The sequence below is a fragment of the Bartonella harrusi genome (genome assembly GCF_024297065.1).
Lineage (GTDB): Bacteria > Pseudomonadota > Alphaproteobacteria > Rhizobiales > Rhizobiaceae > Bartonella > Bartonella harrusi.
Genome location: NZ_CP101114.1, coordinates 251,030 through 263,275, shown reverse-complemented (window position 1 = coordinate 263,275; position 12,246 = coordinate 251,030). Strand labels below are relative to the sequence as shown.

The 12,246-nt window shown below is 37.8% G+C and carries 9 protein-coding genes and 3 pseudogenes; 2 read left to right on the top strand and 10 right to left on the bottom strand.

Annotated features, from left to right (window positions below; translation table 11 throughout):
• Positions 1 to 98 precede the first annotated feature (98 nt).
• From NMK50_RS01120 to NMK50_RS01110, 3 genes are all read right to left on the bottom strand, one after another.
• Positions 99 to 950, bottom strand: a complete 852-nt coding sequence (locus NMK50_RS01120; protein WP_254770556.1) for an outer membrane protein — start codon at positions 948 to 950, stop codon at positions 99 to 101.
• A 325-nt stretch (positions 951 to 1,275) separates the two neighbouring features.
• Positions 1,276 to 2,109, bottom strand: coding sequence for an outer membrane protein (locus tag NMK50_RS01115; RefSeq protein ID WP_254770555.1), 834 nt, complete (start codon positions 2,107 to 2,109; stop codon positions 1,276 to 1,278).
• 672 nt (positions 2,110 to 2,781) lie between these two features.
• Positions 2,782 to 3,087 carry a hypothetical protein gene (locus tag NMK50_RS01110; RefSeq protein ID WP_254771143.1) on the bottom strand — a complete coding sequence of 102 codons (306 nt, stop codon included), beginning with the start codon at positions 3,085 to 3,087 and terminating at the stop codon, positions 2,782 to 2,784.
• Between the two features lie 443 nt (positions 3,088 to 3,530).
• On the opposite strand from NMK50_RS01110, the pseudogene NMK50_RS01105 reads away from it, so the two are divergent.
• Positions 3,531 to 4,476: pseudogene (locus NMK50_RS01105) on the top strand (tyrosine-type recombinase/integrase); the annotation flags it as partial.
• A 271-nt stretch (positions 4,477 to 4,747) separates the two neighbouring features.
• Here the strand turns inward: NMK50_RS01105 and NMK50_RS01100 are convergent.
• The 7 genes and pseudogenes from NMK50_RS01100 to NMK50_RS01070 all read right to left on the bottom strand — a co-directional run.
• Entirely contained in the window at positions 4,748 to 5,374 is a 627-nt protein-coding gene (locus NMK50_RS01100) for a ribonuclease D (RefSeq protein WP_254770554.1), read from the bottom strand.
• Positions 5,367 to 6,761, bottom strand: a complete 1,395-nt coding sequence (locus tag NMK50_RS01095; RefSeq protein WP_254770553.1) for a dipeptidase — start codon at positions 6,759 to 6,761, stop codon at positions 5,367 to 5,369. Before NMK50_RS01095 ends, NMK50_RS01100 begins: the two co-directional genes overlap by 8 nt.
• Before the next feature lie 74 nt (positions 6,762 to 6,835).
• A complete protein-coding gene (mutM, locus tag NMK50_RS01090) occupies positions 6,836 to 7,711 on the bottom strand; it encodes a bifunctional DNA-formamidopyrimidine glycosylase/DNA-(apurinic or apyrimidinic site) lyase (RefSeq protein WP_254770552.1) in 876 nt (291 codons plus the stop codon).
• Between the two features lie 53 nt (positions 7,712 to 7,764).
• Positions 7,765 to 9,012, bottom strand: coding sequence for an aminopeptidase (locus NMK50_RS01085; protein WP_254770551.1), 1,248 nt, complete (start codon positions 9,010 to 9,012; stop codon positions 7,765 to 7,767).
• A gap of 30 nt (positions 9,013 to 9,042) precedes the next feature.
• The gene (locus NMK50_RS01080) at positions 9,043 to 9,894 is read right to left on the bottom strand and encodes a cell wall hydrolase (protein WP_254770550.1); all 852 of its coding nucleotides are present in this window, start codon (positions 9,892 to 9,894) and stop codon (positions 9,043 to 9,045) included.
• Positions 9,895 to 10,418: 524 nt separating this feature from the next.
• A complete protein-coding gene (locus tag NMK50_RS01075; RefSeq protein ID WP_254770549.1) occupies positions 10,419 to 10,646 on the bottom strand; it encodes a hypothetical protein in 228 nt (75 codons plus the stop codon).
• Positions 10,633 to 10,860, bottom strand: a pseudogene (locus tag NMK50_RS01070) (phage terminase large subunit); the annotation flags it as partial. The pseudogene NMK50_RS01070 and the gene NMK50_RS01075, both read right to left, overlap by 14 nt.
• Positions 10,861 to 11,045: 185 nt before the next feature.
• Between NMK50_RS01070 and NMK50_RS01065 the strand changes: the two are divergent.
• Positions 11,046 to 12,214 (top strand): annotated as a pseudogene (locus tag NMK50_RS01065) (tyrosine-type recombinase/integrase).
• Positions 12,215 to 12,246: the final 32 nt, after the last annotated feature.

Sequence of the window (12,246 nt, the reverse complement as noted above, 5' to 3'; positions counted from 1 at the left end):
ATATGCAATAATATGTGTTATGTGGTAATATAGTCACAGAAAAAAATAGAAACTCCGTAAAAATACAGAGTCTCTTCGTCATTTAAGCTTAAAATACGTTAAAATTTGTAAGCGACACCAACACGGAAATCATTTGTCTTATAGTTAAATTCAGCCTCATCATCTTTGAATTTCTTTTTACCAAAATCTGAGTAACGATATTCCGCACGCAATAAAACATGGTCTGTCACGGCAAAATCGATACCACCACCAAGGGTAAAACCAACCATTGTTTTTGTTTTGTCGCCCACCGTTCCAGAAATTGTTTTGCTTGGTTTATTCTCTACGGGTTTCTTTGTTCCCGAAACCATGGCAATACCTTGCATCTGCGCATAAGCAATCCCACCAGCAAAATAAGGCATAATGCGTTCAGTAGCCGCAAAACCCACACGGACCCGTGTCGCACCAGACCATTTTTCTTTATAAGTAAAAATATATGATCCGGTATCGCCTGCTGCAAATTTTTCATCATTACTCAACTTAATACCAGCCTCTGCAAATGTCGCATTAAAATCCTCAAGATCTCCCTCCTCAAGCTCTTTTGTAGAGAGTGTTTTTGTATCTCCTCGATCAGCCCAAACTGCATCGGTTTCAACCCCTAGAATAAAACCATTTCCAAGATCCATATTAGAGCCAACATAAATGCCCCCCATAAAACCTGAAGGTTTAGGGGCATTATCTTTACTGAAAAGTTTATTTTTTGTGTCTGTATCCGTTATCTCAACCTTACTTGAAAAATTCCCAACTTGAGCACCAACATAAAAACCTGTCCAAGAAAATGTAGAAGGAGCTACAATGGATGGAACACGTTGAGACATTCCCTCATGGGACACGATAATATCAGCAGCCTGTGCCGTAGACGCTGAAATTAAAGCAATAACAGAGGTCATCACTAAGCATTTTGTATTCATAAATTTTTCTCCTAAATTCCTAAATAATCAATATTGAACAACCATGCAAAAAATCTATAATAAAAATGATACTCTCGTACAAAATAGAGTTCTACCCAAGGTAAAACAGCTTAATAAATTCGTTGTGTATTACAATCTATCCATTACATATGCGGCCTTTATTGATGTTGTAAGAAATTTCACTTTTGTCATTATAAAAGGTTTATCCAAAACAATGCATAATGATATTTTGCATGCGCTATGAGGAATGTAACAATACAGTTACAGAAAATAACAGAAGTTCTATAAAAGATAGAACCTCTGCACAATTTAGCTTACAAATATATTAAAATTTGTAAGCGACACCAACACGAAAATCATTGGTTTTGTAAGAAGTTTCATATTTATTGTTTGAATATTTCTTTTTACCAAAATCTGAATAACGATATTCCGCACGAACAATAACATTATTGGTCATCGCTAAATCAACACCAGCACCAAGGGTATAACCAACAAACGTTTTTGTTTCATCAGAGAGGTTACCAGAAACTTTTACTTTACTTGTATCCTTTCCTGTTATTGATATCGACGCGATATCCTGGAGCTGTGTATAGGCAATACCACCAGCGATATAAGGCATAATACGCTCAGCAGCAAAACCAATCCGTACCCGCGTAGCACCAGACCACTTTTCTTTTAAAGTAAAACTGTGAGAGCGTTTATCACCATGTTCGAGAGCCTTGTCACCAATCTTAATTCCAGCCTTGTTCAGGATCTTATTAATATACCCTATGTGATTTTGAGCAATCAGATACTCTTTTCCCATTTTAGTATCACTTTTGTCAGACCACATGATATCTGTATCAACACCTAAAATAAGACCGTTGCCGAGATCAATATTGGAACCCGCATAAAGCCCCCCCATAAAACCTGATAGTTTAGGTAAAAAATCATTATCCACAGGAATAGCTTTTCCATTACTGAGAATATCCATCTTTGTTTTACTTGAAAAACCACCAATCTGTCCACCAAGATAAACACCTGTCCAAGAAAAAGTGGGCGCAACAACAACCGGTGCAACAGGTGTAGGGTTAGGGGGAACAATAACATCTGCTGCCTTCGCTGCTGAAGCTGAAACAAAAGCGAAAGCTGAAGCTGTTATTAACCATTTCATATTCATAATTTCTCTCCATAGCTGAATATTTGAACACTCAATTCCATATAGAGCCCCCTTTACAGATATCTGTAGTAAAAATGATACACTCATATAAAAAACAAAAAATTTAACTCCCCTCCCCCTTAGCCACTTGTTCTATAATGAATGCGAACTTGTAAACTTACCACTGTCAAAATAATCCTCTCAATCAAATTCAATACTGTTCTTTACGCATTCTCTCTAAAGCCTGAACAGCATTCTTTATGAAAATGATCTGCTAACGCTGATTGCAAAATGAAATATTCTCTTAAAAATTACATAAAAAACGTCTTCGATTGTAATTACCGAAATTCTATATGTAACCACTTAACGCCTTAGTCTTTTCTCCCAACTGAAAAAAAAGCTTTTCCCTTTCTCCTTACGATAAAAAGCCTCAAAATAGAAAAACCACGAGTTCCGCAACTCTTTATTGCTCTCATACCTCTCTTTCTTTTTCAATCATACCTCTCTTTCTTTTTCAATCATACCTCTCTTTCTTTTTCAAATTGTATAAATAATATATTCTCCAACCACAAAATGGCATCACACCCAAAAGCGTAAAGAAACACTTGCCTCTCTTTAAACTATTTTCCCCTCAATCCCCCCCGTTTACCCAAAATAAAGGGTCGGCGCCTCTTAACTTTGTTTCTTTGCTTATTAAAAACTCATCGGCCCTCTCGTAAACAAACTTGGCCGACCTCTTTTTTTGCCAGATCCTGGGCTCCTTCTTTTTTTTACTGATGAGGATACCGGTACCAACTCAACAGCCCGTTGCTGCTGATCATTATCAAGACAAGAAAACTTTGCTTGAAAAACTTCAGACAAGGTATTGCTACTTTGTTCATTTGAAAAAACAGCAGATGATATTTCCTGTAGTTGCTTTTGAACAGTCATAAGCCCCCCCTGAGCCACAGAAATTGAAAAAAAAGTAGCGAAAGCTGTAATAAAATATTTCAGATTCATCAATCTAACTCCTTAGCAAATATCCATAATGAATTCTATCTAGTGCTATCGTTTCAAAATTCCATAAAAAAATGATATGGCTAATAGAGAGAAAGTACAAAATCTAAATATCGGTATTTTAGAACAGTTTTATTTAAAAAATGAATTTTTTAAGCTATGGTAACATAGAAATTGCTAGTTTAAACTACCCACACAGATAGATAATGGATATTTATTGAAGCATGACTCTAGTAAAGAGGTATATTTTATTTCGTATGCACAATTCAGACAACATATTGTTTATAAATATAATTTATTGTTTTGCATGTTGAATGAGACCCTCGAATATTGTAAGATTCTCTCATCTCAAATCCTCTCATTTTGAATCAATCATAATCATTTATTTGCACATCACAAGCGGGGATGGCGTGTGGGTAAAAAAAACTCTAAAGAAAGGAGTAAAAATGCCTATTATGAATCGTCTAAATACCAAGGACTGTCGCAACATTGGGACAGATAAATAGATGATGGGGCCGGCTTGCATCTTCATAAGCGTAAAGATGGTGGTGCTCAATGGCTTTATCGCTATAGCATCCACAGGCGCCGTCGTGAAATGGGCTTGGGAGCTTTAAAAAATGTTTCTTAAAAAAAAACCGTGCATTGGCAATACAATGGTGTTCTGTTGTGCATGAGGGGCGCGACCTTATTCAAGAAGAATGTGAAAAACAAAAACGTGAGGCAATACGTAATCTCTATTATTTAAAAGATATTGCTCTAGACGCTTTTAAAAGTCGTAAAGCTGAATTAAAAGGAGATGAGAAGAGCTGGGAATTGGTTTTCACCTTTATGTCTTATATTCTCCCCAAATTAGGCTTTCTACCCATTTCAGAAATTACAGAAACTGATTATTCAATACACTTACAACGATTTGGCATATAAAAGCTTATGTTGCTTATGGAGCTCTTAACCACCTCAATATTTGTTTCAAACATGCTTTTGCACTGGGATTAGATGTTAATTTGCAAGCAACAGCGAAAACACGCGCCCTCTTAGGGAAACAAAGGCATAAAACACAAAATAGACCAGCAATAGATTGGAGAAAGGTATCGGCTTTTTATCAAACACTTTGCAAAACACAAACTACGACACATTTAGCTTTACGCCTTCTTATTCTAACAAGCTTTCGTACATATCCCTTGCGTTATATCCATAAGGATCAGATTGAAGATGATATATGGACCATCCCTGCTGAGAATTGAAAGGAAAGCGTAATGCTACAGCAGAGTTTCGTGCACCTTTATCATCGAAAACATTAAAAGTGATTAAACAAGCACGCCCTCTATCGTGCAATCGGTTTCTTTTTCTGCATCCGGTTGTGGTCCCCTTGCTGATAAGTGTATGTCACGATACAAACTCGATAGCATTTGTATAGCAAATTGCCTATAATACTTATTATCCCTATTTTTTTACTCTCGTTTCCCCCATAGATTTTTGTAAACCGCAAAACAAAAGCAGAAAAATTGAATTCATAAATGGTATTTTATTGCATAATCTTCAAAGAAAATAGCTCTCTCTATTAAAATTATGTCATAAAAAACACAACAGAACAAAATGCCCATAGTATATGAGCATTTTGTTCTGTCATATCAGTAACTTTTTTATTCCGTTTAAAAGCACATTTCTAAACTGAACCATGCGCAAAGATATCAACCTCTGACCATCCCAAAAGATCAAGTTTCGCCCTCATTGGCAAAAATTCAAAACATGCCTTTGCAACATGCTCGCGCTCTTCACGCTTTAAACGTTCTTCAAATATCTCTTTCAAACGATGCAAATATAAAACATCTGATGCAGCATATTCAATTTGCGCGCGTGATAAAGTTTCTGCTGCCCAATCTGAAGATTGCTGCTGTTTAGAAATATTTATATTGAGCAACTCGCTACAAATTTCCTTCAATCCATGACGATCCGTGTAAGTACGTGTGAGTTTCGAAGCAATTTTGGTGCAAAAAACCACCTCAGGCATAATGCCAAATGTATGTGCTAAAATAGCAAGATCGAAACGCCCAAAATGAAATATCTTGGTGATGGCCTTATCTTCAAGTAATTTAACCAAATTGGGAGCAAACTTCTGCCCTTTCGCAATCTGTATAACATCAGCAGTACCATCTCCAGAAGAAAGCTGCACAACACATAGACGATCACGGTATGGCTGTAATCCTAGAGTTTCGGTATCAATTGCAACAGCATTAATTTGATAATTATCTAAGTTTGGTAAATCACCTTGATGAACACGGATCTCAGTCATTTACCCTCCTATTTTCTAAAGCCGCAAGAATACGTGCCCAAGACCGCTGCCCTTTATGAAACGATTTTAGATTATATTTTTCATTAGGTGAATGAATACGGTCATTATATAAGGCAAATCCAACGAGAACCACTTCCATATTAAGAATTGACTGAAAGTCTCCTACAACCGGAATCGAGCCCCCCATAGCATCAAGCACAGCAGGATTACTCCATTCTTGCGATAAAGCATCCTTTACTACCTTGATAAAAGGTGAATCATAGGGAATCTGAATCGCTGGAGAACCACCATGCTCTTTAAACTCAGCTGTACAGTCAGCAGGTATAAAACTGGATACATAATTACGAAAAGCCTGGCGTATCTTCTCTGGATCTTGCTTATGCACTAAACGAAAAGACACTTTCGCATTCGCTTGAGAAGCAATAACCGTTTTCATCCCTTCTCCCTCATAACCACCACTAATCCCATTCATCTCTGCTGTAGGACGCGCCCATACCAGTTCCAAAATGCTTCGCCCTTTTTCCCCAAAAGGAATGGAAAGTCCTATAGGACCAAGAAAGTTTTCAGCAGTGCAATCAAGCGCATTCCATGATTGCAAAATATGTGGAGGTGTTTCTTCTACGCCATCATAAAAACCTGGAAGTGTTACCCTACCATTTTCGTCATGAAGTCCTGCTAGAATCTTAGTTAAAATACGAATGGGATTGGCTGCCGCTCCTCCAAAAGCACCAGAATGCAAATCACGATTAGCTGCCGTAATCGTAACCTCTTCTCCTAAAATACCCCGCAAACCAATACAAACAGAAGGCGTATCTGCATCCCACATTGTTGTATCACAAACCAATGCACAATCAGCTTTCAGTTCATCTTTATTTGCTTTTAAAAAAGGAACAAGAGAAGGAGAGCCACTTTCTTCTTCACCTTCAAATAAAACAGTAACTTTAACAGGAAGCTGTCCTGTTTCTTTCTTATAGGCACGACACGCTTCAATAAATGTCATAACTTGACCTTTGTCATCTGAAGCTCCACGAGCACAAATAACTTTCTCACCATCCCTTTCTTTTAAAGAAGGTGTAAATGGGTTGTCTTCCCATAAGCTCAGTGGATCAACAGGTTGAACATCATAATGCCCGTAAAACAAAACATGCAGACAATCATCGGAAGGCCCCGGATGATGCCCAACAACTACAGGGTGCCCCGGAGTATCACGACGTGAAGCATCAAAACCTATACTTTTTAAATCGTCTACTAACCAATCTGCTGCTTTACGACACTCATCCTTATAAGCCGAATCTGTTGAAATCGATTGAAAACGTAAAAGAGAAAAAAGGCGTTCAAGGCTCTTTTCTATATTATCATCAAGATGTGTTAGTACTTTATTAAGCATAAAAAAACCTCTCAAACCTTCATTATTATCAATGTGACTTTAAGCCTCTCGTAGAATTTTGCAAGAGACCTCTTTCATTTTTGACACTGTGAACAATAAAAACTTGAACGCCCTAACTGCAAAATGCGTATAATAGGCGTTCCACATTGCAAACATTCTTTTCCTTCGCGTCCATAAACTGAAAAAGCATGTTGAAAATAACCAAGAGAACCATCTACCTGTACATAATCACGTAAAGAAGAGCCACCAGACAAAATGGCTTCTGAAATCACATCGCGTATATTCTGTGCTAAAGAATCTGCCAATTCACGTGCACATACAGTTTTTAATGCTAATGTAAATGCACCACGCTGCGGTGACAAACGGCTACGCCATAGCGCTTCGCAAACATAAATATTTCCAAGACCCGCAATAATAGACTGGTCAAGTAAAATTCCCTTAAGGGATATTTTTTTATTAAAAAAAGCCTTTTGTAAATAACGACCAGAAAACGCATTGCTCATCGGCTCGAGCCCTAACTTCTTTAAAAGTGGATGCTCATAAAGCCTGCATGTCTCTACTAAAAGCACAAACCCAAAACGACGTGGATCATTATAAATAAGGTGATAAACTTTGCCATCCTTTACCTGAATATCCATGACAAAGTGGTCATGCTTAACAAATTTTCCTGCAACAGAAGATGTTTTTTCCAAAAGATCATCCTCTAGGCGCCATGATCCTGACATTCCTAAATGGCTTAAAATCGTTTCATTCTGCGAAAGATGAAACAATAAATATTTTGCACGCCGACCAAGTTCTAGAATTGTCCTTCCCACAAGCCGTTTAGAAAATCCCTCAGGGAAAGGAAACCGTAAATCCTTTCGCTGAAGCGTGACAGAGATAATCTTTGCACCAGTTACAACTGGCTCCAACCCACGACGAACGGTTTCTACTTCAGGAAGCTCGGGCATCACTCTTTCTAAAAATTATGTACTTTCTAACAAAGTACCATTGAAAAATAATATTAAGCCCACTCACCTTTACGAAATACAGGAACTTTTGTACCATCCTGCGCAATGCCATCTATATCGATTTCATCTGAGCCAATCATCCAGTCAATATGAATCATACTTTTATTACCACCACGTGCAGCAATTTCCTCCACCGTCAATGATGCTCCATCTAAAAAGCATTTGGAATAACACTGCCCTAAGGCAATATGACATGCGGCATTTTCATCAAATAATGTATTATAAAAAAGAAGGTTACTCTTAGAAATTGGTGAAGAATGTGGAACAAGAGCAACTTCTCCTAATCGGCTTGCACCCTCATCACTTTGCAAAACATTTTGCAAAACCTCTTGCCCCGCTGAAGCACGTGCATCAATAATGCGCCCCGCCTCAAACCGTACCTCAATATTATCAATGAGTGCTCCTTGATAAGAAAGGGGCTTCGTTGAACGAACAAAACCTTCAACCTTATGCGCATGAGGAGTAGTAAAAACTTCTTCTGTCGGAATATTAGGATTGCAAACAACACCATTTTGAGCCGCCGATGCACCACCATGCCATTCATGATCATCTGCTAAACCAACTATTAAATCAGTTCCTGGCCCTATAAAATGTAAAGCAGAAAAGCGCTGCTCATTGAGCCAAGATGAGCGTTTCTTCAAAGTTGCATTATGTGAAACCCACGCCTGCATAGAATTCTCTTCTGTAACACGTGAAGCAGCAAAAATTGCATCCGCTAATTTCTTAACCGCCTCATTAAGTGGTAAAGAAGGAAACACTGCCTCAGCCCATCCTGCTGTTGGATAAGCAACAATTGACCAGTTCATGGCAAAATTCGATATTTTTTTAAGAGCAGGCTGATAAGCCATTGACGTAGCCTTGTTTAAACGGGCGACCTTATCAAAATCTTGATTAGAAAGGAGCAAAGGATTATCACCAACAATAGCCAAACGCGCAGCTCCATTTTCAAAAGCTTTTGCCATTCCCTCATACAGCCAAGAAGGTGCACAATCAAAACTAGCAATATGTGCATTTTCAAAACGTGTAAGTGATAATATATCATCACTAAAAAGTGGTGTAATCACACCAGCACCAACCTTATAAGCATGATATGCAATACGCCGAACAAGTGGTAATGCTGAAACTGGAGCCGTCAAAATAAGATCCTGCCCCTCTTGTAAATTTAACCCAACTTTTACTGTAACTTCTGCAAGACGATTAAGTTTTTCAGGCGAAATCGCCTCGTGAATATCAAAGTTCATTACCAATATCCTTACTTTGGCTGTGAAAAACTATCTATTTATGTATCGTTTTTCTAACATTGCAACAATTGCATTTAACTGATCTGATGAGGGTACAGCATAAGCTACAATTGTGTTGTTTTCCCCTTCTTGATCTACACGATGCGGCGCATATGTAGGAATAGGAACTTTATTAAGTTGCACTGTAACAAAAGACGTCTCACGCACTTTATTTACCTGAGCGACTTCTATCGAAGAAGATATATTATGCTTTTCTTCTGTTTTTATTTCTTTACTTGCCAAACTTGCATGCATTATATTCGCTACATTACCAGAACGTTCTTGGACAAAAGCATAAGCAACATCATAAGGACGATCGTTAGAAGGAACCTGTAGCAATCCGTTACGTGAACGCTTTTCATAAAAAGCATTACCTCCCGCAACCCGAACATAGCGCATATTTTTATAGGGAAAAGATAAACCTGCTGTATGAAAAAACTTAGCATTTTTAAGTTTCTTATCGCGTTCACCGCGCAAAACAGCATCAGCTGCTTTTTTAGCAAGAGCAACAGATGCAGGTTCTGTCATAGGACGCGTTAAAACACCAGGAGCAAATTGTTTGTATTGACCAACAACACCACAAATTGTTTTTGGATAAGCACTTGAATTAACACGATTCATAACAACCGTTCCAACAGCAATCATCCCTTCAAAGCTTGTACGATTTGATTCAAAATACATTGCACGCATAAGGCATTGACGCTCTGTCAATGGATACATTACTGTTTTCGTCTTCTTATTTTCATTTACTTTACCAACACCAAAATGATTTGTAGCACACCCCACAATAACAAATGGTGCTAGAAAACAGGTAAAAAAAACAGTCCAATAATTTTTTTTCATCTTATATAACACAATTTTTACGTCTTTAAAGCATTCAAAATTTGAATTTGAATATGTTGTAAATGTATCTTCAAAGAAAGTATACCATTAATTGTTACAACTTAGTAAAATTTTAATACAAGGAGTCATTAAAAGGTATTTATGATAAGTAAAAAATAAAAAATTGTTAATCGATCTCTATTATCATTATTATGAATAATAGCTATACACTCTTATCCCTCACGCTTTAAGAACGATAAAATATTATGCCTCTAAAAATATCCAACAATTTTACACACAAAAAAGTTATGACGCTAAAACTATCTGCATAAAAAAACAAATACGAATATCCTCTTCAATACAAATTTGAGAAAATGATCAGAAAGAAGTTTTTCTTCTGCTCCAAACTAAATGGATGAGAATCTCTCTGAAACAAATATACTAAAAGAAGGCTTCATATACTTTTTTATTACCAATAACATATTGATCTAAGTTATATTTTGAAAGTGGTGAACTTGCAAATAAAAGCAGAGGAATAGGATTTTCTAACATTTCTCCGCAACACGAACATTTTTTTTACTTTTCTTTTCTCTAATCACTTCTAATACTCCTTTGAATGATTCTAAATCCTGTTGTGAAAAAACCTTTAAAAGTCTAATAAACATGCCAACAGTTTCACGACACAATGGATCAGAAGATGTAATAGTGAAACTATCGCGACAAACATCCGATTCTGTCCTTAAACGGGCAGCCGCCTCTTGGTTCTGCCTCATCAACCCAACAAAGCAAAATACGCCCCATCGACTTAATGCTTGCTATACTGCGGTCAAGACCTGAAAGCTGAAAGGCGATACGATCATCACGAGACTTAATTGAAGACTCCCCAACCTTGTAATAGTCCTTTAAGAAATCATGACCTTCAATGGCTCGTTTGATTTCCTCCAAAGAGCTCTCTGCGAGCGAATTCTGGAACTGACGTGCACAAAGGGTATCCAATTCAACGTATTGATTTATAAAGACAATTTAGCGTTATTCATATTGAATGAGAGACCCGAATATTGTAAGATTCTCTCATCTCAAATCCCCTTATCTTGAATCAATCAAAACCATCCCTTTGCACGTCACAAGTGGGGTTGGTGTGTGGGGTGAAAACCGTTTAGAAAGGAACAAAAATGCCTCTTATGAATCGTCTCAATACCAAGGGCTGTCGCAACATTGGGGGCCGGTAAATAGTATGATGGTGCCAGCTTGCACCTTCATAAGTGTAAAGATGGGGGATGCTCAATGGCTTTATCGCTATACCATTCACGGGCGGCGGCGTGAAATGGGCTTGGGTGCTTTAAGAGATGTCTCTTTAAAACAAGCCCGTGAATTGGCAACTGGGTGGCGTTCTGTTTTACGTGAGGCTTGTAACCCCATTAAAGAACGTGAGAAACAAAAGCGTGAAGCGATGCGTAATCTGCATTACTTAAAAGATATCGCTCTCGATGCTTTTGAAAGCCGTAAAGCTGAACTCAAAAATGATGGTAAAAATGGAGATTGGTTTTCATCTTTACAACTTCATATTCTCCCCAAATGAGGTTGCTTACCGGTTTCAGAGATTACACAAACAAAGATACGCAATACACTCGCACCGATTTGGCATACAAAAGCTGGGACTGCCTATAAAGCACTAAACCGCCTTAATCTCTATCTCAAACATGCGGTTGCATTGGGTTTGGATGTTGATTTACAAGCAACAGAAAAAGCAAAAGCTTTGTTAGGCAAACAACGCCATAAAGTTAAAAATAGACCAGCAATGGATTGGAAAGAGATACCAGCTTTTTATAAAACACTCTGCAAAACAACAACCCTAACACAACTGGCTTTGCATCTGCTTATCCTGACAGGGGTTCGTACAAATCCCTTGTGTCATATCCATAAAGATCAAATTGATGGGAATATATGGACCATCCCTGCTAAAAATATGAAAGGAAGGCGTGATGCTACAACAGAGTTTCGCATGCCTTTATCAAATGAAGCATTGGAAATTTTAAAACAAGCACACTTGCTTTTTCGCAATGATTTCTTTTTCTCTGCAACTGGTCGTGGTCCCCTTGGTGAAACTTGTATGTCACAATATATGAAAAAAACTGAACTTGATGCCTGTCCGCATGGTTTTCGTTCTAGTCTACGAGATTGGCTCGCAGAAACAACTGATGCTCCTTTTGAGGTCGCAGAAACCATTCTAGGTCATACGGTTGGGGGTAAAGTAGAGCGTGCCTACCGTCGTACTGACTATTTAGAGCAGCGCCGTGTTTATATGGATAAATGGGCGGCTTATGTCACGAGCAAATCTTAAAAGATGGAGTCTTGTACCCCATTTTTATTTCA